Annotated in this window: 22 protein-coding genes; 14 read left to right on the top strand and 8 right to left on the bottom strand. The window is 42.6% G+C overall.

Going from position 1 to position 26,880, the window contains the following annotated elements; translation table 11 throughout:
* The first annotated feature begins 251 nt into the window (after window positions 1-251).
* Entirely contained in the window at window positions 252-1,598 is a 1,347-nt protein-coding gene (locus tag AB5150_RS03885) for an MATE family efflux transporter (RefSeq protein WP_368291223.1), read from the top strand.
* Window positions 1,599-1,797: 199 nt separating this feature from the next.
* On the opposite strand, the gene AB5150_RS03880 is transcribed toward AB5150_RS03885, so the two are convergent.
* Window positions 1,798-2,055 (bottom strand): hypothetical protein, encoded by a 258-nt coding sequence (locus tag AB5150_RS03880; RefSeq protein ID WP_368291222.1) that lies wholly within the window; start codon window positions 2,053-2,055, stop codon window positions 1,798-1,800.
* A 268-nt stretch (window positions 2,056-2,323) separates the two neighbouring features.
* Between AB5150_RS03880 and AB5150_RS03875 the strand changes: the two genes are divergently transcribed.
* From AB5150_RS03875 to AB5150_RS03865, 3 genes are all read left to right on the top strand, one after another.
* A complete protein-coding gene (locus AB5150_RS03875) occupies window positions 2,324-2,947 on the top strand; it encodes a DUF4342 domain-containing protein (RefSeq protein ID WP_368291221.1) in 624 nt (207 codons plus the stop codon).
* A gap of 332 nt (window positions 2,948-3,279) precedes the next feature.
* On the top strand, window positions 3,280-3,957 hold the full coding sequence (locus AB5150_RS03870) for a response regulator transcription factor (RefSeq protein WP_055272124.1): 678 nt from the start codon (window positions 3,280-3,282) through the stop codon (window positions 3,955-3,957).
* A gap of 86 nt (window positions 3,958-4,043) precedes the next feature.
* On the top strand, window positions 4,044-5,297 hold the full coding sequence (locus AB5150_RS03865) for a cell wall metabolism sensor histidine kinase WalK (RefSeq protein ID WP_015534559.1): 1,254 nt from the start codon (window positions 4,044-4,046) through the stop codon (window positions 5,295-5,297).
* A gap of 19 nt (window positions 5,298-5,316) precedes the next feature.
* Here the strand turns inward: AB5150_RS03865 and AB5150_RS03860 are convergent, their stop codons facing one another.
* The 3 genes from AB5150_RS03860 to AB5150_RS03850 are packed head-to-tail and all read right to left on the bottom strand — an operon-like array spanning window position 5,317 to window position 7,529.
* Entirely contained in the window at window positions 5,317-5,946 is a 630-nt protein-coding gene (locus AB5150_RS03860; protein WP_015534560.1) for a hypothetical protein, read from the bottom strand.
* A gap of 2 nt (window positions 5,947-5,948) precedes the next feature.
* Window positions 5,949-6,707 carry an ATP-binding cassette domain-containing protein gene (locus tag AB5150_RS03855; RefSeq protein WP_022217041.1) on the bottom strand — a complete coding sequence of 253 codons (759 nt, stop codon included), beginning with the start codon at window positions 6,705-6,707 and terminating at the stop codon, window positions 5,949-5,951.
* Window positions 6,708-6,743: 36 nt separating this feature from the next.
* A complete protein-coding gene (locus AB5150_RS03850; protein ID WP_368291220.1) occupies window positions 6,744-7,529 on the bottom strand; it encodes a hypothetical protein in 786 nt (261 codons plus the stop codon).
* 1,068 nt (window positions 7,530-8,597) lie between these two features.
* Between AB5150_RS03850 and AB5150_RS03845 the strand changes: the two genes are divergently transcribed.
* From AB5150_RS03845 to AB5150_RS03825, 5 genes are all read left to right on the top strand, one after another.
* The gene (locus AB5150_RS03845; protein WP_368291219.1) at window positions 8,598-9,341 is read left to right on the top strand and encodes a LytR/AlgR family response regulator transcription factor; all 744 of its coding nucleotides are present in this window, start codon (window positions 8,598-8,600) and stop codon (window positions 9,339-9,341) included.
* Between the two features lie 3 nt (window positions 9,342-9,344).
* Window positions 9,345-10,634, top strand: coding sequence for a sensor histidine kinase (locus AB5150_RS03840; RefSeq protein ID WP_022217038.1), 1,290 nt, complete (start codon window positions 9,345-9,347; stop codon window positions 10,632-10,634).
* A 62-nt stretch (window positions 10,635-10,696) separates the two neighbouring features.
* On the top strand, window positions 10,697-10,954 hold the full coding sequence (gene spoIIID / locus AB5150_RS03835) for a sporulation transcriptional regulator SpoIIID (RefSeq protein ID WP_055222251.1): 258 nt from the start codon (window positions 10,697-10,699) through the stop codon (window positions 10,952-10,954).
* Between the two features lie 117 nt (window positions 10,955-11,071).
* Window positions 11,072-12,124 carry a DNA repair exonuclease gene (locus AB5150_RS03830; protein ID WP_022217036.1) on the top strand — a complete coding sequence of 351 codons (1,053 nt, stop codon included), beginning with the start codon at window positions 11,072-11,074 and terminating at the stop codon, window positions 12,122-12,124.
* Window positions 12,124-13,833, top strand: coding sequence for an ATP-binding protein (locus AB5150_RS03825; RefSeq protein WP_368291218.1), 1,710 nt, complete (start codon window positions 12,124-12,126; stop codon window positions 13,831-13,833). Before AB5150_RS03830 ends, AB5150_RS03825 begins: the two co-directional genes overlap by 1 nt.
* Before the next feature lie 105 nt (window positions 13,834-13,938).
* Here the strand turns inward: AB5150_RS03825 and AB5150_RS03820 are convergent, their stop codons facing one another.
* The 4 genes from AB5150_RS03820 to murC all read right to left on the bottom strand — a co-directional run bounded on the left by AB5150_RS03820 (window position 13,939) and on the right by murC (window position 18,987).
* A complete protein-coding gene (locus AB5150_RS03820; protein ID WP_015534565.1) occupies window positions 13,939-15,138 on the bottom strand; it encodes a ribose-phosphate pyrophosphokinase in 1,200 nt (399 codons plus the stop codon).
* Between the two features lie 31 nt (window positions 15,139-15,169).
* Window positions 15,170-16,171 carry an ATP-binding protein gene (locus AB5150_RS03815; RefSeq protein WP_015534566.1) on the bottom strand — a complete coding sequence of 334 codons (1,002 nt, stop codon included), beginning with the start codon at window positions 16,169-16,171 and terminating at the stop codon, window positions 15,170-15,172.
* A 12-nt stretch (window positions 16,172-16,183) separates the two neighbouring features.
* Window positions 16,184-17,323: a DnaD domain protein gene (locus tag AB5150_RS03810; protein WP_055222474.1), complete on the bottom strand. Its 1,140-nt coding sequence runs from the start codon at window positions 17,321-17,323 to the stop codon at window positions 16,184-16,186.
* 281 nt (window positions 17,324-17,604) lie between these two features.
* Window positions 17,605-18,987 (bottom strand): UDP-N-acetylmuramate--L-alanine ligase, encoded by a 1,383-nt coding sequence (gene murC, locus AB5150_RS03805; RefSeq protein ID WP_015534568.1) that lies wholly within the window; start codon window positions 18,985-18,987, stop codon window positions 17,605-17,607.
* A gap of 334 nt (window positions 18,988-19,321) precedes the next feature.
* On the opposite strand from murC, the gene AB5150_RS03800 reads away from it, so the two are divergent.
* From AB5150_RS03800 to AB5150_RS03780, 5 genes are all read left to right on the top strand, one after another.
* Window positions 19,322-20,776 carry a 4Fe-4S dicluster domain-containing protein gene (locus tag AB5150_RS03800; protein ID WP_015534570.1) on the top strand — a complete coding sequence of 485 codons (1,455 nt, stop codon included), beginning with the start codon at window positions 19,322-19,324 and terminating at the stop codon, window positions 20,774-20,776.
* 18 nt (window positions 20,777-20,794) lie between these two features.
* Entirely contained in the window at window positions 20,795-20,953 is a 159-nt protein-coding gene (locus tag AB5150_RS03795; protein ID WP_165852775.1) for a hypothetical protein, read from the top strand.
* A gap of 427 nt (window positions 20,954-21,380) precedes the next feature.
* Window positions 21,381-23,057, top strand: a complete 1,677-nt coding sequence (locus tag AB5150_RS03790; RefSeq protein WP_015534572.1) for an AMP-binding protein — start codon at window positions 21,381-21,383, stop codon at window positions 23,055-23,057.
* Window positions 23,058-23,079: 22 nt separating this feature from the next.
* Window positions 23,080-23,532: a thioesterase family protein gene (locus tag AB5150_RS03785; protein WP_055222247.1), complete on the top strand. Its 453-nt coding sequence runs from the start codon at window positions 23,080-23,082 to the stop codon at window positions 23,530-23,532.
* 221 nt (window positions 23,533-23,753) lie between these two features.
* Window positions 23,754-26,765, top strand: a complete 3,012-nt coding sequence (locus tag AB5150_RS03780) for an EAL domain-containing protein (RefSeq protein WP_368291216.1) — start codon at window positions 23,754-23,756, stop codon at window positions 26,763-26,765.
* Window positions 26,766-26,880 lie beyond the last annotated feature (115 nt).

Raw genomic sequence — 26,880 nt, 5'->3', positions numbered from 1 at the left:
CATACGTAGTTATTATTCATCTAACAGGTGAGTTGTCACAATAAAGTTGTTACACAGAGTTGCTATACATATCGTGAGCAGGGAATTTGAACCCGCCGGTCCTTAGGTGGCGCTGTGAGGCGGCACCTTAGTACCGCTGCAGGGCGAAATAAGCGGAAGCGACCCAGCGAATGATATGTATAGTAGCTCTGTGTTCAAAGATAGAATTGGCAACTCACCGTCCTATCAATAATGTAAGGAAGGTGTAAGACATGGCTAAGTCCATGGTTTCCGGTAAGCCCCTCAGTCTGATGCTGCAGTTTGCCACCCCGCTCTTGCTCGGCAATCTGCTCCAGCAGACGTACAACATAATAGATGCGGCTATTGTGGGGCAGATACTGGGAGATAAGGCTCTGGCGGGAGTTGGAGCAAGCAGCAGTATACAGTTTCTGGTTCTGGGATTCTGTATGGGCTGTTGCACAGGATTTGGTGTTCCTGTTGCAAAGTTTTTTGGTGCAAATAATCTGCACAAGATGAGAAAGTATATATTTAACGGCGCGGTGCTGACGGGCATCATAGCGTTGATGGTCACGATTGTATGTTCGGTGTGCTGTAATCAGATACTTCATCTGCTTTCGGTTCCGCAGGATATATATGACAAGGCATATGCTTATCTTATAGTTATATTCCTAGGAATTCCGTTCACACTCATGTACAACTATCTGTCAAGTGTGCTCAGGTCTCTGGGAGACAGCAGAACGCCGTTCGTGTTTCTGGCGTTCTCGGCAATACTCAACATATTCCTTGACCTGTTCTGTATAGTTGTCCTCAAATGGGACTGCGCCGGTGCGGCTATAGCAACCATCACGGCACAGGCGGTGAGTGGAATATTGTGTCTTGTATATATCTTCAAGAAGGTTCAGATCATGCATCTTGAGGCGGAGGACAGGGAGATAGAGGGCTCTGCAGTGAAGGAACTTCTTGTCATGGGAATTCCGACAGGCCTGCAGTTTTCCATAACCGCCATAGGAAGTATGGTCATGCAGTCTGCAAATAACAAGCTGGGAAGTGTGTATGTGTCAGGCTTCACAGCCGGTATGAGGATAAAGCAGTTCACTATGTGTCCATTTGATGCGTTTGCAACGGCGGCATCTGTGTTCTGCAGCCAGAACCTTGGCGCCGGACAGGCAAAGCGTATAAAGCAGGGCTTGTGGCAGGCGATTGCTGTTGCAGTTGGATACGGTATAGTCGCAGGACTTGTGATGATAATATTTGGAAGACCGCTCTCCATGATATTTGTCAAGAAGAGCGCAGTGGATGTGCTTGACGCATCTGCGAAATACCTCAGATGTATGGGATTTTTCTACTGGAGTCTCGGTATATTGAACGTGGCGCGTATGGTGACACAGGGACTTGGATATTCCGGTCGGGCTATATTTTCAGGTGTTACAGAGATGGCGGCCAGGATCATAGTGAGCCTGGGATTTGTCGGAACATTTGGATTCACGGCCATCTGCTTTGCTGATCAGACGGCATGGGTCACCGCGACTATTTACATATTGCCGACATGCCTTTACTGTGTGAAGAAGTCTACGGCGAAGATTGCGGCGGCGACGTAGTTGTATATTGTTATGGATAATTGGAAGTAAGAAAAAACACCTCGGTTTGAGGTGTTTTTTTAAGTATTCTTAAAACTAATAAATATAAAGTTCAGTTGGTGACGATAGGTCACCAACTGGTAATATTTTGTAACCGTTTTATTTGTGCCAGTGCAATGAGAAGGTTGATATCGAGATTACTATAATATACAACAATACATTAAATCATAAATTTGTTGACTTCATCATTTATCTCAAATTTAGTTTCTTTGTCTGAAAGTCCAATATCTATCATGCCACGGCCGTCAAGTTCATCGCCAGGAAATAATATCTCTAAGTGCTTACCTTGTAACAGGCATCCGAGATCCTCTTTTGAAATCGATATATTGACGTATCTCTTGCTTTCCTTTGCAACTTCAGCATTTGCCATGAAACTTCCGTCGTTTGAATTTTTTATATTATATTCAGGTTTGCTCATATTGATCGTCTCCTTGCTGTTATGTAATAATGCCATATTTAGGTATATCACTTCTTATTGTTATCATCAAGCAGTTTGGGAGCGTTTTACATATTGCTTTGAGTCAAAACTATCGGTCAAACCGTCAAATGTGTCAACTCTCAACAGGAACAGTGGAGGAAGTATTCCCACTTTGACATATCCATATATTCATTATAAAATTAACCTGATTTTAATTTTTCTCATATTTTAGATTAATCATCGGTTGGTATAGTAACAACATCAGTTGATGATATCAGCAACAAACGATAAGAAAGATGACAGATCATCGGAAGACGATGAAAATAAGATAATGAGAAAGGGTGTAAAGATCATGGATAAACTGGAAAAGGTAGAAAAGTTAAGAGAAAAAACAGGTGTAAGTTACGAAGATGCGAAGAATGCGCTTGAGGCGTGTGATTACGATCTGCTGGATGCGATCATTTATCTGGAGAAGCTGGACAAGGTGAAAGCCCCTGAGGTGGAGAGCTTTACCACAGGCGCAGAGCAGCAGACATCAACAGAGTTCGAGCAGGCACAGCAGAAATATACAAATGACTGCAATAAAGTGACGTTTGGACAGATGATGGACAAATTTTTCAAATGGTGCGGCAAGGTGTTAAAGAAGAGTGTGGACAGCACATTCATAGTAGAACGCAGAGGCCAGACCATGATAAACGTTCCGGTTCTGGTGCTTGTGATCGCACTCATACTTGCATTCTGGGTAGTGCTTCCACTTCTTGTTGTAGGTCTCTTCTGTGAGTGCAGGTACCATTTTGAAGGAATTGGTGACATCAACGTAAACCTTAATAGCGCATGTGACAAAGTAGCCGACTCAGTAGACAACCTTAAGTCCGACGTCAATAACAAGTAATCAGAAAGATATATAAAAACAATATCAACACAGAATAAAAAGCTATATGTAATAAAAACAACATATATATCAAGTTGGTATAAACTGAAAAAGAAAAATATTAAAAGTAAAAACAGACATAAAAAAGATGAAAACAGGAATATCTTTTACCGATATTCTGTTAATTACCAGCTGATATAGTTTGGTTTTGAGAATGTAATGTCTGTGAAATATACCTCTGCAATGGGTAGCCGTGGCGACTGAGCTTTGGTGCTTCTTGCCGAGGCATATTTCACAGGCTTACTTCAAAACCAAACTATATCAGCGTCCGTCATAAAAGAAAGGAAAAAGATATGGCACAGAAGATTCTCATTGTGGAGGATGAAGAGAAAATTGCAAGATTTGTGGAGCTGGAGCTGCTGCATGAGGGATACGAGGCGGAGAAGGTATTTGATGGAAGAACAGGGTTGGACAAAGCTCTGTCCGGTGGCTTCGACCTCGTGGTGCTGGATGTGATGCTTCCGGGACTCAACGGTCTGGAGGTGCTTCGAAGAATCCGCAAGGAGAGTGATGTGCCGGTCATCATGCTGACCGCGAGAGATGCGGTCATGGACAAGGTATCTGGTCTTGATGCCGGTGCAGACGATTATCTCACCAAGCCATTTGCCATAGAGGAGCTGCTTGCCAGGATAAGGGTTGCGTTGAAGAGACGCGGAGTTGCGGAGGTTCACACACACAGGATAGAGATCCGTGGAGTGTGCATGGACACCGACAGACATGAGGTCACAGTGTGCGGCGAGATAGTTGAGCTGACAAACAGGGAATTTGAGCTGCTCAGGACGCTCATGGAAAACAAGGACATCGTGATGGACAGGGAGAAATTGCTCAGTGCAGTGTGCGGATACGATTACCTTGGAGAGACAAACATCATAGATGTGTATGTGAGGTATCTGAGAACAAAGATAGATGACAGATTTGGAGTTAAGCTGATCACCACCGTCAGAGGTGTCGGATATGTTATCAGAGAATGACCATTTTGGATGCCAGGATAGAGCAGATAGATATGTGACAAGCCAGCAACGCATGGCACGGATACGCACAGATAGAGAGAAAATACATGGGAAAGAAAACTAACGAAAACAAAAGAATGTCATCGATAGCCAGAAGGATAAATATGAGCTTCTGGCTAAAAGAACTGGGCAATGTGATACTTATAGATATCGTCATTGCCTTTCTTATTGTAAGCGCATTTGCCGTGTGGGGAAGAAAGCAGCTTCCACAGGGCGTGGGCGGAATGAGATATTACGTTGAGAAAAATGAAGATGGCGGAGCGTATGAATATATAATAGAAGGGTCAGATGAGAAGAAGTACAGATATGACGTTAAGATCCTTTGGGATATCATAGAGCTTCCGGGCATTATATTGCTGGGGATGGAGACTATAGTGTTGTTTGCTGCGTTGTTCAGGACAGCGGATGTCAGAAGGAGATTAAAGCCGTTGAACGATCTGGCAGTTACGGCGGAAAAGCTCAGCAAAGAGCCGATGGATCACAATAAGATAGACGATCTGGAGAAAGCCATATCACACCTGTCTGCGGATGATGACGAGCAGGTTATACACACCGGAGACAAGGATCTCCAGAGCATAGAGATCGCGCTCAACAATCTGCTCAGAAATATGAAGGAAAATGAGAAACGTCAGATGAGATTCGTGTCGGATGCTTCCCACGAGCTCAGGACGCCTATTGCGGTGATCCAGGGATATGTGAATATGCTCGACCGATGGGGTAAGGAGGACGAACAGGTTCTGGAAGAGTCCATAGAGGCGCTGAAAAATGAATCCCAGCACATGAAGGAGCTTGTGGAACAGTTGTTATTCCTTGCAAGGGGCGACAGTGGAAGGCAGCACCTGAACATGGAGAAAACCGATCTCAACCGCATGGTAAGTGAAGTGTGGGAGGAGTCCATGATGATAGACGAGAGCCACAGATATGAGTTCCGTGGTACTGAGAATGAGGCGTGTGTGCTCGGCGATGTGGCGATGATCAAGCAGTCCGTCAGGATATTTGTCCAGAACGCGGCGAAGTATTCTGAACCCGGCACGGCCATAATACTCGGTGTAAAAGAGGAGCCCGGTTATGTCAGTTATATGATAGAGGACGAGGGAACCGGAATGAATCCGGGCGATCTGGCTCATATATTTGACAGATTTTACCGCTCGGATGAGGCCCGGAATAATGAGACCGGAGGCTCAGGTCTTGGCTTGTCCATCGCTAAATGGATAGTTGATGCCCACGGAGGTACCATACAGGTAATATCCAGAGCGGATATAGGATCAAGATTTGTTGTGAGGTTTCCTAAAATTGCTTAAAAAGAGAGGTTGCATATATTTATTGGTAATCTGAGTATCTGTGGTTGCTGAACAATCCCAGAATACAGCCTGCACTTCCTAAAATTATGTATTCTTTCATAAAAGAGGCGAGAGTCTTAACTGAGTGAACATCAATATACCATGGTATGATAGCATTAAAGAGATTTCCTCCGCTAAGAGACAGGATGATCAGTGTAAATGATAAAATGATGGCTATGGTGATGTTCTTCGCTGTATATACTGTGCCGTAATATAAACCGCAGAAGCAATATATTATAATAAGATTTTTGGCTATAAATCTTTCTGGGTAGAGAATTGTCCTGAAGAACAACAACGATGTTATGGCACACATTAATAAAGACAGGTATAAAAATGGAATAATTGTTTCTACCCATTTTATTCTGTGGGCTATGTAAAAAAGTTCCCGGCTTGGGCTATATACAAACGGCATAAAGGTTATTGTATATAGCAGCATAACGCACACAGGATATGCTATGCAGTAACACTGTTGCAGTGCGTTTTCTTTATCCTGCAGATCAAGGGGTTTCATCATCATAAAGCCCGTAATAGCAGCTAAAACAGCTATAATTACACAGAGTATCATTCCCTTACGCAATATAAATAGTGAGTTATGTATTCTTTGCACCATAGTTACACTCCGTTCCTGTAAGACTTAAGAATATACATGTATCCATCTTCCAAAGTGGGATCAGCTGATGCAGGCTCTGAGGTATCAATAGAAGGGGAAGCCAAAAGCCTGGTCATGGCTGTTTTGATTCCGTCTGTAGTGTCTTTTGCAATTATATAGCCTTGATCGATAATTTCTATATAATCACACAAAAACTCCGCATCGTCTACGATGTGTGTGGATATAATAATTATCTTGTCATCACAATTGGTTTGTTTTATAAGATCCCTGAATCTGAGTCTTTCCTCAGGATCAAGACCTGCTGTCGGTTCATCGCATATTATTATAGGGGGATTGCCAAGAAAAGCCTGGGCGATTCCAACACGTCTCACCATTCCGCCAGACAGAGTATGAGCCTTTTTGTCAATATAACTTGATAAATTGACACTTTCTATAACTGATTCGATGTCTTCATCAAGACTACATGATGAAATACCCTTGGAAAATGCAATATAACGCATACATTCTCTTACGGTCATTCCGGGAAAAAGACCAAATTTCTGAGGCAGATACCCGATATCAACAGAATGTATATTTGCTCCGTTCAGGAGAATGCTTCCGGTAGCTGATGGATATAACCCAATAAGGGATCTCATGAATGTGGTTTTGCCGGCACCATTAGGACCGAGTAGTCCGTGTACTCCTGATTCAAAATTACAGTTTAAATTGTGAAGAATTGTGTTCCCTCCCAAAGTAGTTGTCATATTTTTTATTTCCAGCATAATAATCCCCCTTTATCTGAACGGATACAAGTTACTTTATTCTGTTGTTTCAGTGATGCCAAGTTCGTCGTATACATCTTCCTGAATCTTTTGAAGTTCCTCATCGGTGAGAATTGAATCAATATTGTACCAATTACCTGTCTGTATATAATTGGTGTAGTAAATATCCAAATTACCTGCAGCATCAAACATCACCATGTCAGAACCGTACATATATGCATTTCTGTGTATTGGTTGTATCAGGATTGTTTTCCCGATAAGGGAATAATCAGTTGCCTTTTCTTCAGGTGTATAGTTTATATATTTTTTTATCTGGCTTGTTATGTAGTGGTTTCGACTCGGATCGGTGTCCGCGCCAATATATGGGAAAATGTATCGCACATTATCAATAATCTGTTCTCTCCAAAATATGCCGGAAACAATGCTTAGCTGATCACTGAAACCACTGAACGTGTCACCGGACAAGCTGAGATTGCTATACGTAGTAAAATCAGAGTATATGGATACTGTGAACCTGCTCAGATCCTTAGGAAGCTGGCAATATCCGTTTTGAAATAAGTCTCCATTTCCAGCAATTGGGTAATACGGGAAGTTCCCAGGAAGATATGCACCATTTTCCCCTGTGTAGCAAATATTGTAGGATTTTCCTGTATACTTTATGTATATGGATGAGAGATTGCCGGCTTCGTTGTATATGCATAGCTTATTCCCATTTCTGCTATAGCGGATAGCATTATCCTTATCATCTGCTATATAGTCGATATTGTAATCTTTACAGAGTATAAAATGGTATTCAGGGAGACTGGTGTCTGATAGCTGCATATACATATCTGCGATCAAATTCTTCCTTATGTCAAAATGTATGTTATACTCTGTAACATAAAAATCTATTTCCTTTGTTGGAGTAAGTAATTCCTGTTCATTTGCAAATAAATCCGAGGAATCGTCTGCGTATCCAGGGTTACTACCATTATATGGGATGTTGCAGATATAAATAAAGGAAAACGAGCATAACACTGAAAATATGGTGGCAAAAATCAAAGATAACTTCTTGTATCTGAAGAAATTTGTGATCAAATATACGGAGATCACGCCAAATACTATATACAAAGGTTTGGACAGAAAATGTATATTTACAGGAATTAAAGCTGCTTCATCTGGAATATAAGTAAGAGAAGCACAGAATATATTGGATATTTCCTGTATACTGCCGATTTTATCTTCCGCAGGAAAGGTGAACTTACCCGATTGCAATATGGCAACTATAGTGAACCCAAATAATGCAAGATAGGCAAGGATAGTATTGTTGATATACGATATGATGAGCCCAGTCATAACCGCACAAGTGTTAACCATAAATACATGTGTGAAAATAGCCTTAATTGTATATATATAAAAGTCTGCAGAGGAAGAACCTGACAGTATACAAAGGCATATACATATAACTAACATGCACATACATAATAAGACATTTATGATAGAGAGAATAAGCAGTTGCTGTGATTCTCTTTTAATTGATGACATAGTGTATGTGCTTATGCTCTCTACCACATTGGTTTTTTTTACGATAGATGTGTATTCAAAGGACAAGTACAAAAACAGAATATAATAATATATGGAATTTCCAAGCATCATATCTGTATGTTCAACTATATCAATGTAGTTAAATTCTCTAAGCAGACTGTCTTCAATGAATTTGTATACTGAGTATAAAATACAAAATATGATAGCAGCGATGGAAGGCCAAAAGCATTGTGGAGTTTTCCTGAATAGTATGTAATTCTGTTTAAGCATTGCTTTACCTCCTATCAATAATAAATTATAATTAGAAAAACTTAGTTGTACTAAGATTTACTCAAGATGTATTAATTGGTAAATGAAAGGCGGAAGATGTTAAAAGTTGCTATATGTGATGATGAGCAGAAGGATATAGACATTGCAGAAAAATGCATATTGGAGTATTCGTTTAAACACAATCTGGATATTGAATGCGCCAACTACAGGACGGGGCAGGAATTGCTGGACAAGCTGGAATCTGGTGAACATTATGATTTTTTTGTCTTTGATGTGGAAATGGAGAAGGAGGATGGAATATATATCGCCTCAATTATCCGAAAAAGATACGACAAAAATGCAATTATCATTTTTGTAAGCAATTACCCGGGACATATGGGACGGAGCTTTTCTGTGCATGCATATAATTATATTCAGAAACCTCTTAAATATATAGAGTTGGAACAAGTATTATCTCAGGTTTTGCGTGAGATAAGGGACATGGAGTTTAATAAGTTGATTGTGCCAGCGGCAGATGGAGAAAGAGTTGTTAATATATCTGATATTATGTATATAGAAACCTCGAGAAAATTTCAAAAGAGTGTAGATATTCATTCTGCAAAAGAGATTATACAGGTTACAGGAAATTTAAAAAAATGGTTTAACTTGTTAAAGGACAAAAGGTTTGTATACAGCTTTAAGGGGTATATTGTAAATATAGATCACATAGTTACCTTGAGAGGCGGGGAGCTTGTTTTGGATAATAACGAGATTATTCCGTTGTCAAGGAAATATGAGGAAGAGGTAAGGAAGAGTCTTATTAATACGGTTATATCAGATGTGGGGAGCATCAGAGGTTAAAGGGTGAGTTATTTAGTATTAATTTTTATATCAGCAATTATGGATGCTGTGACTGTAAAAGTTTATGTAGAGAAATGGCTTGGAAAGCCTACGCTTAGAATATCGACAATAGCATATTGGGGTATATTTATTTTAACAGAGCTGGCTTCAAGAGGCGGACAGCTTTTCATGATAGACGTGTCACAGGAGAAAGCAATGGTCAGCCAGGTGTCCGCACATATAGTTATCATGCTCGTATTTATTTGCCTATATGATTCCCGTATAGCTGAATGTATATCTGCGTTTATTATATGGGTATTGGGTTATCTGGTGAGCATCGGTTTATCTGATGTAGTGGTAATTACAACGGATCAGATGCTGTATGACGGTGGAATAACTCATCTGATCTCGGTGATGGATATGTATGCACAGTTTATTATGCTGCCTGTCCTGATCATAATACTGGTAGTGAGAAATTATGTATCAGGTAGATATTCATTTAAACAGTTGGTCATAGTGCTTATAACTCCAATGATAAGTTGTTATCTATACTTGATAATACCAGAACAGATCGTGCTTTTGTCAGGGTATGGATTTATATTTGTGCTGATAATTGTGCTGGTCTTAAATGTTTTGAATTATTATCTGTTTGATAACATGGTGGATAATTATAAATTGAAAAATCAGGTAACAATGCTTGGTTATCAGTTGGAGCATCAGTCGGATAAATATGACCAATTGGTTCTTTCTTATAAGAAAATTGGCAGTATGGTTCATGATACCCAAAAGCATATAAGCTATATAAGGTCATGCATAGAAGAGAAAGAATATGACAGGATAAGAACAGTATGTGATAGATATGAGGAAGAATTAAAAAATAAATATGTTGTTTCAAAAACAGGAAATCTTGTTATTGATACATTTGTGAACAGTGCGTATACATTTGCCCAAAACAATGGCGTGAAATTTCATACGGATTTTAAGTTCGATAAAAATTCAATAATGGTCTCTGACTATGATATGTGTATAATAATAGGAAATCTGCTGGATAACAGTATCAATGCATGTAAGAAACAGAAGGAAAAAGAGGGGGTATATATAAAGCTGGCAATAGTGCAGACAGATCGGCATTTGGTAATAGATGTGAAAAATAGCAGTACACAGTCTGACGTGGGCGGCAGTAAGGATATGACTCATGGATATGGTATACAAAATGTGAAAAATACCATGGACAAGTACAATGGAATAATGGAGATAAAGAATACATATGGGGAATATGAAACACTTGTGCTGATCCCCATAAATCAGGATTAAATGTACATAAACCGCATGCCCCCGCATAAACTGTAAAAACAGAATATGCGGGGGCTTTTTCTTTGAAGGATTACATAGAAGAGCGGGCAATCGAAGCGGCAAATTATATCATAGACACAAGGGCGACTGTGAGACAGACAGCGGACAAGATGGGTATAAGCAAATCAACGGTGCACAAGGATATAACGGAACGGCTGGTCCGTATAAGACCCATGCTGGCGGCCCAGGCCAGGGTGGTGCTGGACGCCAACAAGGCGGAGAGACATATAAGAGGAGGGCTTGCCACGAGGGAGAAGTATCTGCATGTCACAAAGTTTTAACATAGCTTATGTTGTATTTTTCTCTGATTTGGGTTAAACTTTTGATGATTATATAATAGTGGACTAAGTGTGGGCTATTAGAAAATGGCAGTTTAACTATAGATTAGAGGTTAGGATATGAGATTTATTCATGTTTCGGATGTGCATTTGGGGATGATTCCTGACAAGGGAAAGCCTTGGAGCGATGTCCGTGCGAAAGAGATAGAAGAGACATTTGACAGGATCCTGGATATTGCGGAGGAGAGAAAGGTAGATCTGCTCCTCATTGCCGGCAATCTGTATCACAGTGCGCCGAAGGCAGCGGATCTTGCAAAGCTTGATGCCAGACTTGCAAAACTTACAAATACAAGAACGGTGATCATTGCGGGTAGTAGTGATTACATTGAAAGTGGATCTCCATCGGAGAATTATGAGTTCACATCGAACACAGTGCTTCTTCCGGCTGGGGAGTTCAGCAATGCGTATTTTGAAGATATAAATACCTGTGTGACCGGTTTCAGCTATGGACAGGCGGAATACACGGAGGATTTCTCAGAGGGGATAGATGCCCAGACGGAAGGCGCTGTCAATATACTTCTCATGCATGGAGGAGATGCCAGCCACAGTCCATTTAATTTCCGAAAGCTGGCTGACACAGGATTTGACTATGTGGCACTCGGACACCTGAGAAAGCCGAAGCACATGGTGAAGAACCGTATGGCATATCCGGGATCGCCGGAGCCTTTGTCACCTTCTGACACAGGAAAGCATGGCTTTATTTATGGACAGATAATAAACGGAGAGACAAGGATAAAGTGGGAGCCTGTTGCCTGCAGGAATTACATCAACCTTGGACTTGAGATAAAGCCGGAATATACTGACAGACAGATCGAGCATGCTGTTCTGAAACAGATCGATAAGATGGGAACGCAGAACATATATCGGGTTATCCTGAAGGGTCAGAAGGGGCGCGGAGTGAGACCTCAGTTTGATGATGTGTCTCAGGATTACAAGATATATGAGGTTGTGGATAATACGATGTTCGAGTACAATGCTGATGGTCTCAAGAGGGACAATGAGCACAATGTACTTGGAAGATTTATCGCTGAGTTGTCCGGTGAGGATGACGAGGTCAGCAAAAAGGCACTTGAATATGGTCTTGAGGCGATCATAGCAACTGGAGAAAAGTAATGTATATAAATAAACTTTTTTTGAAAGAATTTGGAAAATTCAATAACAAAGAAATAAAGCTGGACAAAGGCTTGAATGTGCTCTATGGAGAGCCCGGAGCCGGCAAGAGTACGATCAGGGATTTTGTGTCCGGTATACTGTATGGTATGAATAAAACCAAGGGTCTTGGAACCCGGGGAGACAATTTTGCATTAAGAAAGCCATCCGGTGGAAATGGATATGCCGGAAAGGCACAGGTGACAAATGCCGGAAAGAGTCATCTTATGGAGAGAAATTTCAACATGTCCACGGACGGTGCAACGCTCACTGATATAGAGAGTGGTAAGGATGAGAGACTTGTGTCTAAGAATTCCTACAGAGGTGTCCTGTTTGATATGGACAAGAGCACATTTGTGGATGCAATGTGTGTTGATCCGCCGGAGGAGATGGGCGGAGATGACAAAGCTTTGTGTGACAGACTCGAGAAGTATCTTCAGAATATGAAGGAGACGGGCTGCAGCGGAATAAACAGAGCAGACGCAGTGGCGTATCTTGAGAACGAAAAGAAGAAATATGACAATCAGAAGTATCTGGTTCAGATAGAAGAGCTGGAAGCCCAGATGGATGAGCTGGGTGAAGTTGATAAGGAGCTTGAAGACATCCGAACTGCCAGACGTGAGGAGCTTGATGCTTATAATATGGAGATCGCACGTTTGAAGAGAGAGGCAAGGCAGCTCGTGAATGAAAAGGATGCTGGGATCCCTGACGAGGATGAGGACAGGGAGCGAAGCAGAATATTCCTCGAGGTTGAAGCTATAGATGATGAGGATGAGCTGAAGGAGAAAAAGAAGCAGGAGAAGAAGGACAAGAAGCTGACGGACAATATATTTGTCATAATGGCAACAGGAATACTGGTTGTTGCGGTGGTCATGCTAGTGGTTCACCTTGTTGGTTTTCAGAAGTCCATACAGCAGCTATTCACGATATGTACGATTGCGTTTGTTGCTATAACCATCATAGATGGATTGTTCAGGAAAGGCGCATTTGACAGTGATAAGCTTCCGTCTGAGGAGGAGTTCAGGAGAACCATATATGAGATGGGAAGAGCAACTGAGTCGAGGACGGTTCGCGTTGAGATAGACAGAGCTTTTCAGGAGGAGCATGACAGGAAGCTTGATATGTTCAAGTTCCAGGAGCATGATGCCATAGAGAAGAGGGATGCCTACTATGAACTCAAGGAGAAGAGAGACGCCATATTTGCCGATTATGATGTGCTTGAGACTGAGAAGAAGGCCATAGATAAGGCTATCAATACCATAATGGACATATCGGAGGAGTTCTCAGGACTGTTTGCCGGTATGGACGGCAGAGTATCGGATATTCTTAGCGCACTCTCCGGTGGACAGTATCAGGAGGCAAAGCTCGATGATGAGATGCATGTTGCAGTGAAAAAGGATGACCATTTCTTCCGGGCGGAGTTCCTGGGACATGAGGTCGTTCGGCAGGTGTATCTGGCTGTGCGGCTGGCTGTTGCAGAGATACTTAACAACGAGAAAATGCCACTTGTGCTGGACGATGTGATAGATGTAACCGATGAGAGTCAGCTCACGGGAGTGCTCAAGGCGATGAGTATGGTGAACACGGAGCAGACGATATTGCTTACATCCGATAAGGATCTGGTTAACAGACTTGAGGATATGCATATAGCATGCAATGTGGTGACATTGTAGAAAGTTTCTAATAATAAATAATTAAAAGACCTGCGGAAGCTTGCGATACATGGTATGTATCAGGTGAGCTTACGTAGGTCTTTTTTGTAAGTCTATAATTGTATATTAGTAATTCTCGTAGTTATCTGAGATAGTGTGCTTCTCCTTGTACTCAGCAATTCTCGCACTGATTCTCTCTGATGGATCAAGAAGATCGCTGAGAGATGCATCGTGGTTGAGGTGATCGATAATGAGTGCAATGTACTTGCTCATGTCGGCTGATACATACCAGTCGCGGTCTGCAAGCTCAGGAAGCTGATAAGTGAGGTTGGTTGTGATGACCTTCTCAATGAGACCTTCCTCGTGACACTTGTCAAATACCTCAAGACCCTTGGTGAAGAGACCAAATGTAGCAAGTGCAAATACTCTCTTAGCCTTTCTTGCCTTGAGTTGCTTGGCAACATCTATCATACTCTCGCCTGATGCGATCATGTCGTCGATGATGATAACATCCTTGCCTTCAACTGAATCACCGAGAAACTCATGGGCAACGATAGGATTACGTCCGTCCACAACTCTTGAGTAATCTCTTCTCTTGTAGAACATACCTACATCTACACCGAGAAGGTTAGCGAAGTAGATAGCTCTGTGCATAGCACCCTCGTCAGGTGATATAACCATCATGTGGTCGTTATCTATCTCAAGATCAGGAGTTGATCTAAGAAGTGCCTTTACAAACTGGTAAGTAGGCTTTACGTTCTCGAAACCGCTCTTTGGAATAGCATTTACAACACGTGGGTCGTGAGCGTCAAATGTAACGATGTTGTCTACACCATACTGCTGAAGCTCCTGGAGCATAACTGCACAGTCGAGGGACTCGCGTCCTGATCTCTTGTGCTGACGGCTCTCATACAGGAAAGGCATGATGACAGTGATCTTTCTAGGCTTGTCTGTCATGGCAGAGATGATTCTCTTCAGATCAGCATAGTGATCGTCAGGAGACATTCTCTGAGTCTGGCCACCCATGGTGTATGTGCAGCTATAGTTTCCTACATCAAGCATGATATATATGTCTTTACCGCGGACTGACTCGTTGACAATACCCTTTGCCTCACCTGAACCAAATCTAGGGCAGTCTGCCTTGATAAGGTAAGAGTCCTTCTCGTAACCGTGGAATACGATGCTTGACTTGTTCTCGTTCTGACGGTTCTTTCTCCATTTTACGATATAAGAATCGACCTTCTCTCCGAGAGGTACAATGCTCTTATGAGCAATGATTCCTAAGCTTCCTACAGGTATTGTTTCCAACTTGCTATCGTCTGGCATAATAAAAATCCTCCTAATTTGCTTTCGTTGTCTACCTTTTGTTCCTGGCTATGCTTTTCATTCTTTTTACATAGCGGATGTTATCTCCGTAGAGATTGAAGATGAGATAGCTATCAACTATTCGTGACATGATACGCTCTGTATACCTGTTCTTGAATTCCTGCAGATCAAGATTGGTAGAAATGAGAGTAGACTGTCTCTTGATAGTTCTCGTATTTATAATCTCAAATAACTGAGACAGGACAAATGAGTTGGTGTACTCTGTGCCCAGATCGTCAATTATAAGAAAATCGCAGTTATATATGTAGTCATACAGCATCTTCTGATGCGGTTCATGACCACCCTTTATTATAATGTCCTGTAAGATATTATCAAATAAATTTATCGCCGACAAGTATAAAACTGTATAACCTTTGTCTAAAAGTTCCTTAGCGATACAATTTGTCAGGAAGGTCTTGCCTGTTCCGGTCTCTCCATATATAAGAATGCCCGGTCTGCTGTCCTGAAAATTCTCTGTGAACTGTCTTGATGCAGACAATATGCTCTGTGCATTCTGGTAAGGAGTGTAATTGTAGCCAGCAATGTGTTCATCTCTGTAGAAATCAGGATTGAAGCTGGCAAAATTCTCCGTCTCCAGCACCTTCTCTATGGTGGACTGCTGGTACAACTGGCTGATGACCATGTGTTTCAGACATGAACATGGCTTACCATCTACATATCCGCTGTCTCTGCATGCGGGGCAGTTGTATATCGGTGCCAGATAATCGTCAGGGTATCCGGTCTGTGCCATGAGCTGATGCTTCTCATCGCGGAGAGCGTGGTTCTTCATGGAGAGTGCTTCTTCATCCACTTCCTGATGCAGTATCCTTGCCCTTGATGCCTGGACGGCACTGTGGGCGATGGCATCGTCGATCTCCTTTATACGAGGGATCCTGGCATATACCTCAGCTTTTCTGTTGTCCTGTCTGCGAAGATTGTCCTGTCTGATCCTGCTCAGTCGGGACAAAATATCATCATAATTTATATTGCCCATAATATGTATATATTACCTCTTGTCAAGATTGAGTTCATCTGCAAGCATCTGTTCCAGCTTGTCCAACTGGTTGGACATGTCTGTCTGCTTGAAGTTCGCAAATCCATTCGGATTCCTGGTGGCTGCAGGCTGCGCTGTGGCCGCTGATTTCTTCTTGAGGAACTCCTGATCGAGCAGTTCGACATCCCTAATGGATTGTACACCATTCTTATGCCAGTTTTCAAGAATTCCATTGACATATGCGAAGTTGGCGGACTGTGGCTTGGAGATTATGGCCTTCTCACATGCCAGAAGGATAAGATCCTCTGAGAAATTCATCTCACCTGTCCACGCGTCAATGTATGCGGTCTCTATGCTGGTAGGATTGCTTCTGCGTATTCCGAGTGCAGAGAAGACCTTTCTGTAAAATGGGTTGTAGGCGGAGCTGTCTGCCTTGGCCTTGTCGACCGTGTCGATTCCTTTTTCATACCATGCTATGGCTACGGTCTCCGCATATCTGAAGCTTGCCTTGCCCATGGTCAGACAGTATTCGATCAGATATTCGATGAGCTCCTGGGAGAAGCCAAGCTGGTCGTATATGTATATGAGACTTTCTGATTCAGGCATGGAAAGCGGTCTGCCAAAATATGCCTCTGTCTCAAACATAATATCAGAGAGAACCTCGTCCTCCTGTTTCTTCCTAAGAAATTCTGGTGTAACTGTTATCTTGTCAGGCAGAGTGCGCTCCGGCACCTCGGCCTTGTCTTCGTCTGCGATCGTCGCCGTGATCTCGCTGTTGTTATCGTCATCTCCGGTGGAATAATCCACGCCGAGAATAGAGAGGTCGTCAACTCCGCTGTCGGAGGAGCTGCCCTTGTCGTGAAGAGGGAGAAGAGTTATTCCTGTAAGCTCCTTCTTCTTGTTGTAGTTGAGCTTCATAACATCCTGGCTTATCCAGTATTTTATGGCTCTGCAAATATCCTTCTCTGTGAGATTAAAATGATCTGCTATGTTGGCGACAGACACGGGTTTACTGGAAGACATAAGTCTGACCAGATACAGATATACCTTAACAAATTCTCCGCTGGCGGAGGTCATGTAATAGTCTATAAAAAAGTTTGATATAGAGGAATATGTTTCGTTTTTTTCTGTTGTAATAGTAATGTAGCTCATGTCAAAAAACTCCTTGATCATACTCCTGAAATAGCGCATTTCCCTTAGCGCAAATGCATTATAACATGAACTTTTTGGAATGCAAACAGAACATATAGTCGGTTGGGAAAAATGGTGGGGATGTGGATAATGTGGATAATGTGGACGAAAAAGTGACATAAAAATACAAAAGTCATAGTTTAACAGGGCTTTGTAATATTTCTGTAAAAATTATGTCAACAAAAAAATATAAGCTCTGTGGGGAAAACTTTCCCACAGAGCTGTGTGGATAATGTGGATAACTAATTTTTTATCAGGTCATTTCCGATAGAATAGACGTTTCCGGCGCCCATAGTTATCAACAAATCATTTTTTTTGCAATTTTTTAAGAGATAATTTTCTATATCGTCGAAAGATGGAAGATAGAACGCATCAGTACCCGTCTCGGCGATCTTCTCGGCGAGTTGCTTTGCTGAGACAAGTCCGGTATCCTTCTCTCGGGCTGCATAAATATCTGCCACGATGACGTGGTCACATACCTTGAGTGCGTCTACAAACTCATCGAACAGAGCGTAGGTTCTTGAGTAAGTGTGTGGCTGGAATACGCACCACAGTTCGTTGTAGCTTGTGTTCTTTGCTGCCTTCAGTGTGGCTGCTATCTCAGTTGGATGGTGAGCGTAGTCATCCATGACTCTCACGTTGTCGAGGATGGTTCCTTTGTACTCAAAACGTCTCTCGGCACCGACACACTCTGACAGTCCCTGTTTGATGACATCTATGGAGATTCCAAGTTCAAGGGATGCCGCTATGGCTGACAGTGAGTTGTATACGTTGTGCTCACCGAATACCTTGAGTGTTATGTCAGTGATCTCTTTGCCGTCCACAACCAGTGTATAGGTTGGATGGCCGAAGTCATCAAATCGTATATTGTGTGCTGAATATTTGTTCTGTGCGCCCTTTCCAAATGTTACCACGCGGCACTCGAGGTCTCTGACAACGGTATCATAATACTTCATATCGCCGTTCACGATGACCAGGCCCTCCTTTGGAGTCTTGGTGGCAAATACATGGAATGACTCAGCGATCTCATCTATATCCTTGAAGAAGTCAAGGTGGTCGGCATCCACGTTCAGTATGATACTGATAAAAGGCTTAAATGCGTGATAGCTGTTGGTGTACTCACATGCCTCTGTTACAAAGTATTCAGATTTGCCTACACGGATATTGCCGCCGATGCTGTCGAGGATTCCTCCGACTGATATGGTAGGATCAGTGTCTGCATCTATGAGGATGTAGGACAGCATGGAAGTCGTTGTTGTCTTGCCGTGGGTTCCACTGACGGCTATGGAATATTTGTAATTCTCCATGATCTGGCCGAGAAGCTGGGCTCTGGTGAGCATAGGAATGTTCTTCTCCACTGCGGCCTTGAACTCTTCATTGTCAGGATGTATGGCTGCTGTGTATACGACCAGATCTATGTTGTCTGTTATGTTAGATGCACACTGACCGATGTTGATAAGCGCTCCCATGTCGGCAAGCTGATCGGTGATTTCGGATGCTTTCATATCTGATCCGGTAACCTTGAATCCGGCCTTCAGAAGTATCTCTGCGAGACCGCTCATGCTTATTCCGCCTATTCCCATGAAATGGACGTTGATTGGCTTTGAAAAATTGATCTTGTACATTTGTATTTCGCCTTCCTTATATAAAAGATTGATTACTATATTTAAAAGTGTTTTTTATTATAGCATAACTGCCCTCAAATGAAAATAAATGGTTTTGGTCAATTGCATAGATTGTTATTGAACGAAAATTATGTTATAAATGGAGGTAGTGTGATGGAAGCTGAGGAGAAAACTGCAAAACTCATGCGTATCGTAGAGGGCGCAGAAGAGGTAGAGAAGATGGATGCATTGCTCAGCCTGGCTATAACGGGCGGAGATTATAACTGGATCTAAGAGGTATACATATTAGGTATACAGGGGCAAAGATCAATATAATATGAGTAGAGGTTAACATATGATTACAAATGACGCTACATTATTAAAGGTAAAGCACGAGGTGCTTTATGAGGTGGCAAAGCTTGCGTATGAAGGCAGGCTGGATGATGAGAGGGACAATCTTCCATATAAGATGGTTCCCGGTCCACAGCCATTTTTCAGATGTTGTATATACAGAGAGAGGGAGGTTATCAGACAGAGGATCAGACTTGCCGAGGGCAAAGCCCCTGGAACAGAGGATGATGGGAATGTAGTCCAGATCATCAATTCTGCCTGTGAGGGTTGTCCGATCTCACGTTACGTAGTAACTGATAACTGCCAGAAGTGCATGGGAAGAGCGTGCCAGCAGGCGTGCCGTTTCGGTGCCATCAGCATGGGACGCGACAAGTCCTACATCGACCCATCAAAGTGTAAGGAGTGTGGACAGTGTGCCAAGGCATGTCCGTACAATGCCATTGCAGATCTGATGCGTCCATGTATCAAGAGCTGCCCGGTTGGTGCCATATCTGTGGCTGAGAATGGAACCGGTATTGCGGTCATAGACAAGGACAAATGTATAGACTGTGGTTCATGTATCCACAAGTGCCCATTTGGTGCGATCGGATCAAAGTCTTATATAGTAGATATAATAAATGACATGAGAGCCGGCAAGAAGGTATTTGCCATGTTCGCACCTGCCACATACGGACAGTTCGGTGCGGATATCACCATGGCGAGCTGGAGAACAGCCATGAAGAAGATAGGCTTCTACGATGCGGTGGATGTGGGACTTGGTGCCGACATGACAGCCATGGCAGAGGCAAAGGAATGGATGGAGGCCAAGGCAGAGGGCAGGAAGAAGACAACCTCATGCTGTCCTGCATTCAAGCTTCTGGTGGAGAAGCATTTCCCTGAGCTGGCAGACAGGGTATCTGAGACCGTATCACCTATGTGTGCAGTATCGAGATACATCAAGGAGAATTATGAGGATGCCGTGACAGTATTCATAGGCCCTTGTATCGGCAAGAAGGCGGAGAGCGCAGCCGGAGAGAAGGAATCTGCGGACTATGCGCTGACATACGGAGAGATCAGAGCCATGCTGAGAGCAAAGGATGTCAAGCTTGAGCCAGAGGCTGAAGATAACGACCAGTCCACACTGTTCGGCAAGAAATTTGCAAATGCAGGCGGAGTCACAGCGGCAGTCATAGAGAGCATGAAGGAGCTCGGCTGCGAGGACGAGGTTAAGGTGTGCAAATGCGATGGAATAGATGCATGTAAGAAGGCACTGACTCTCATGAAGTTCAACAGATTCCAGGATGACTTCATGGAAGGTATGGCGTGTGAAGGTGGCTGCGTGGGCGGCCCTTCAAGACACAGGGATCCGAACATGGCGATGCGTGACAGAAAGGCAGCCCTTGATAATTCTACAGATATCAACATCACAGAGAATCTTGAGAAGCAGGGAGCAGACAAGATTGATATGGTGAGAGATTAGTGCATGGAGGACAAAGACATGACAACAGTTTTGATATTTGTGATATGTGTGCTTATATTTGTGTGCGTATCGGTGGTTACGGCGATACTTGTATACAAGTCACAGATGCGTAAGAAGAAGCTTCAGTGGGACAGCCGGCAGCAGACACAGGATTCCAAGCAGGTACAGGATCAGTAGAGACTGTGATATATAATGAAATAATAAGAAAATTAAGACGTGCAGCGATGGAGATGAAACTGGACTTATCCGGGGGGATTCATTGCTGCACGCCTTATTTTTATGGATTGAGGGAAAAAACTGTGCAGTCAAAATGTAATACCAATATGTGAAAATAAATTAAAACTTTTATTTTTCTGTTGACATGACAAAGAGATATGATAATATATGGATGTAGTAATTGAAACTACATGTAAAGTTAATTGAAAACGCACATTAAAGTAATGTTTATTTTGATTGCTAGATAGAAATACGAACTTAGAAGACTTTTTATACTAAGTTAATACATAATGTGATAAAAAACGGCATGTATCGCCGGCGTTAAAAGGCGGAAAAGCCGTTTTACCATATATATTATCAGAACTTATAGTTTATGGAGGAAATTAACATGTCAACAGAAATGAGACCAGAGCAGGGAATAGCAGGAAAGTTTGTGAGGTCAGCTCTTGATGAGAATGGAGTTCTCAGCAAGATTGAGTTCACCAACAGCGAGAATTTCAACTTCGCATACGACGTAATGGATGCTCTGGCAGAGAGAAAGCCTGATCAGACAGCGCTCATCTATGTATCAAAGGATAGAACGATCGAGAAGAAATTCACATTCCAGGATATCAAGGATTATTCCAACAGGGCAGCCAATTACTTCAAGAGCCTGGGCATCAGGAAGGGTGACAAGGTAATGCTCGTGTTAAAGAGACATTATCAGTATTGGTTCACCATGATGGCTCTCCACAAGATCGGTGCCATAGCTATACCGGCGACAAATATATTAAAGGCAACAGATTATCAGTATAGAATTGAGGCAGCAGGCGTATCAGCGGTTGTGTGTACATCAGATGACGGAATCACGGCGTCCATAGATACATTTGCTGATGACAAGCTGACAAAGATCGTTGTAAATCATCCAGTAGAAGGCTGGAACTTCTTCGATGAGGGAATCATGGAGTGCAGCACCGAGTTTCCAAGACCTACAGGCGAGGATGCTGTAGGAGGAAAGGATGATATACTGTTCGTCATGTTCACATCGGGAACAACAGAGCATCCAAAGATGGTTGCACACAATCATCTGTATCCACTTGGACATTACATCACAGCAAAATACTGGCACTGCAACAAACCTGGTGAGGTTCATCTCACAGTTTCAGATACAGGCTGGGGTAAGGCTCTCTGGGGCAAGCTCTACGGACAGTGGCTGTGCGAGGCATGCGTATTCGTATTTGACTTTGATACATTCAGTGCGGACACTATATTCAAGCTTATAGAGAAGTACAATATCTCAACATTCTGTGCACCTCCAACACTGTACAGAATCCTTATCCGTATGGATATGAGTAAGTACAACCTCTCATCCCTCAGATACTGTACAACAGCGGGTGAGGCACTTAACCCTGAGGTATTTGACGTATTCAAGGAGAAGACAGGATTCACTATATATGAAGGATTTGGTCAGACAGAGACGACTCTTACCATTGGTAACCTTGAGAATACTACTCCAAGACCGGGATCAATGGGTAAGGCAAGCCCAATGTATGACGTGAGGATCATGAAGGCAGACGGAACATTTGCTGCACCTGGTGAGACAGGTGAGATCGTCATCAACATCGCAGACGGTGCGCCGGACGGACTGTTCATGGAGTACTACAGGGATCCACAGAGAACAGCCGAGGTTATGCATGACGGCTTCTATCACACAGGTGATACGGCTTACCAGGATGAGGATGGATATTTCTGGTTCGTTGGACGTGTGGATGATATCATCAAGGTTGCAGGCTACAGAGTAGGACCTTTCGAGATAGAGAATGAGATCATGAGAATACCTTATGTCCTTGAGTGTGCAGTTACATCAGTACCTGACAGCACAAGAGGTCAGGCAATAAAGGCCACTATCGTTCTCACAGAGGGTACAGTTGGCGATGAGAACCTCAAGAAGGAGCTCAAGAGATACTTTAAAGAGAACATCGCAAGCTACAAGAGACCTAGAGTTATCGAGTTCGTTGATGAGATGCCAAAGACCATCAGCGGCAAGGTAAGACGTGTTGAGATCAAGGAAAAGGACTGGAAGTAAGTCAGAAATCAGGTGAAGAAAAATGATAGATATGAGTAAGATCAAGCCATATGATAGATCGGTTTATTATTATGAGACGGACAGGATGCAGATAGTACACCACTCCAATTACATTAGATGGATCGAGGAGGCAAGGCTGGACTGGATGAAGCAGATAGGCTGGGATTACAAGTCTATAGAGGATGACGGATATATAATTCCTGTGCTTGGTGTGACGGCTGAGTATAAGAGTATGTGCCACTTCGGCGATGATGTGCTGATACATGTCAGTCTTTCGGAGTATACAGGTGTCCGTGTAGGGTTTTCATATGAGATCGTGGACAAGAAGACAGGCGAGCTTAGAACACTTTGCACAAGCTCACATTGTCTGCTGGATGGCAACAACAAGCTTGTGTTCATCAGAAAGGCATATCCTGAGCATGATAAGCTGTTTAAGGAGCTGCTTGAGGATTACAAGAAAAGTCAGAGCAAATAAACAGAGCTGTTGTCTGGTGTATAAATAATTTAATATTGTATTAATTGATGGTTATTAATAGCTGGTAAAATTGTTTGTGTAACTTTTTTATCAGCTATTTTTATCTATTTAGACATGTAATTAGTTAAAACATCCTTTTTATATTATGGCGTAAATGCTATAATGGAAACGGTTGCGTGGGAATATATGGCAGGCTGGATGCTGCTGCAAGGAGGGATCTTTTGAAAGAAGTATCACTTGATAAACAATACTACAAAGAACATATACAGAACATATTATATGATAATTATGTGAAACTGGCGCTGGTCAACATTGATACTGGGGAGTATGTGAGTGTTATCAGTGTGGACAAGAATGCAGATAATTATAAAAGTACCTCTGACGTATCTTCCTATTTTAAAGATAACAAGGGACTGGACTGCTGTCATCCTGATGAAGTCAGAGAATTTGCATATATGTGTGATATGAAGCATGTCAAAGCACTCATAGAAGCCGGAGCCAGATCCATCGTGCGTAATTTCAGGTTCAGATTGAGACTTGGCGAGGACTATGAGTGGGTTTCCATGGATATAGAAGCTGAGAAAGAGCCGAGAGAGGACGGACAATGGGTTGTGTTCGGCATGAGGGCAGTCAGCCTTGACACCCTGGTGCTGGAGGATAGTCTCAGGACACTGACAAGGGTATACAGGCGTATATTCAGGATTGATGTGACGCACAATATTTGCGAGACATTGAGAGGCGGATATATAAGAAGCAGAGATGAGGTTAAGCATGACTGCCTTGGAGATTACATGAAAGACATGACTATGGGTGGTGAGATATTCCCTGACGATGTGGACAGGGTAAGAAAGTGCCTGTCTCCTGAGTTCCTCATAAAATATTTTGCAAATGGACATGACAGATTTACCATTAGATATAAGCGTAAAATGGATATGGTGTACAGATGGGTGATGACAGAGGTCATACCTACTGCTGACTATAGAGATGACAATAAGGTATTCTATCTTTATACGAGGGATATACATGAGGAGTATTCTGAGAGCATAGAGAAACAGGAGCTGTTGGAATTTTACAGTTACAAGGATACACTCACTCGTCTCGGCAATAGAAATGCATTTAACATTCTGTGCGACGCGTATGCAGACCGAAATGATAAGCGGTCGGTCGGATTCGTATTCAACGATGTGAACAAATTGAAGTATGTGAATGATCATTATGGACATAAAGAAGGAGATCTATATCTTCAGAGGGTATCGCAGATGTTGGCACAGCATTTTGGCGAAAATGCATGTTACAGGATAAGTGGCGATGAATTTGTTGTCATCATTATGGATATTGCTGAGCAGTCGTTTAACTCAATGATCGCCAGATATAAAGAGGTAATTGATGAGCAGGAGGAGGCTCCGGTTGCGTTCGGCGCAGTCTGGAAGGCTGAGGCTGATTCCATAGACAAGATAATGAACGAAGCCGAAAGACTGATGTATGAGGATAAGAAGAGATTCTATTCGAAGCATCCTGAGGTCAAGAGGCGCGAGAGCGTGGAGAATGAGGCGAATATAGCTGTAGGAACTACAAAGGATGGAGTCCCGCATTACAGGAATCTTGGAAAGACAGACAGGATATTTGATGCCCTTGCAGCTACAACACTCAGAAATTATATATTTATGGATGATCTCGATACGAATGTTACAAAATGGTCTGCAAGTGCGGTGGATTACTTTGGGCTTCCGGGGCAATACATATATGATACACAGAAAGTGTGGGAGAAGCTTATACATCCAGATGACAGAGCAATATTTGAACAGGATATTACAGAGGTATTTGCGGGGCGCAAAAAGTATCATGATGTAGAATATAGAATGAGAAACAAAAAGGGTGAATATGTGGTCTGCACCTGCAGAGGTTTCATCACCAAAAAAGAAAATGGTGATCCGGAGTTCTTTGTGGGCACTGTCATAAACCACGGTGTCATAGATGGGGTTGATCCGGTGACTAACCTGCACAATCAGCATGAGTATACCAAGTATATATCAATACATTTGAGAAACAAGCAGACGATGAGCATTCTGGCAATAGGAATATCCATGTTCAACAGTATCAATATGATGTATGGATATGCATATGGCAATGCTGTTCTTAAGGATTTTGCCACAAAGCTCAAAAATGTCGTCGGTGGAAAGGGACTCGTGTTCAGACTTGACGGTGCAAAATTTGCGATTTGTTCAAACGTGTATACCAAACAGGAACTCAAAGAGGTATACAGACATGTACAGAATCTTGCACTTGACAATGTGGGTCTGAGCGGCACATCGATCCCGCTTAAATTGTACGGAGGTGGTCTGATATATGACCATGTAGGAGCCGATGAGGACGTGATAAAGAGCAGTGTGGAATATGCCCTGGAGAGATCCAAGGAGGATCATCATGGTGAACTTGTATTCTTCAATGAGGAGATCAAGGACAATGATAGAATGAGACTGCAGCTGTACAGCACAATACACAAATGTGTGGCAAACAACATGGAAGGCTTTTTCATGTGCTATCAGCCTATAGCAAATTCCGAGACGGGACACATAATAGGTATGGAGGCTCTTCTCAGATGGAAACACAAGGAATTTGGAGTGGTTCCACCGGGAATATTTATACCGTGGCTTGAGATGGAGCCGTGTTTCTTTGAACTTGGCAACTGGATAATAGAGCAGGCACTCACGGATGGTATGGAGATCCGCAAGATCAGACCTGATTTTGTGGTGAATGTCAATATATCAGCGACTCAGCTTGAGAATCATGGATTTAGGCAGGCTGTTGTGGATATATTAAAAAAGACGAAGTTCCCTCCTGAGTATTTGTGCATAGAGCTCACAGAGAGATGTAAGAATATGGATATAGCATTTCTGAAAAATGAGCTGGAATATTTCAGGAAACTTGGAATAAAGATCGCTATCGATGATTTTGGAACGGGAAATGCTACCCTAAATCTGCTCACGGAATTACCGATAGATGAGCTTAAGGTCGATATGTCATTTGTCAGGGGAATACAGGAGAGCAAGCCTAATCAGGTCCTTGTACAGGCGGTTGTGTCCTGTGCACATCAACTCGGATACAAGAGCTGCATTGAAGGTGTCGAGGACAAGGCACTGTTCGATTACCTTCATAGGTATGGTTCCACTTACTATCAGGGATATCATTTCTCCAGACCGGTTTGCCTGGAGGATTTTAAGAAGCTTTTGTGACAGACGACCCGCTTGGTAATATATACATCCGCAATCACGCTTGACTTACTGCACTTCGATTGGGTGCTATCTGCATGGTGCTCCGACCGCCAAAAGGGCGTCGGCGGATCTGCGC

It is taken from the genome of Coprococcus sp. RTP21281st1_F1_RTP21281_210402, from assembly GCF_040915325.1.
Classification (GTDB): domain Bacteria; phylum Bacillota; class Clostridia; order Lachnospirales; family Lachnospiraceae; genus Coprococcus; species Coprococcus aceti.
The sequence above is the reverse complement of the archived record's forward strand: the minus strand, read 5'-3'. Positions and strand labels throughout refer to the sequence as shown.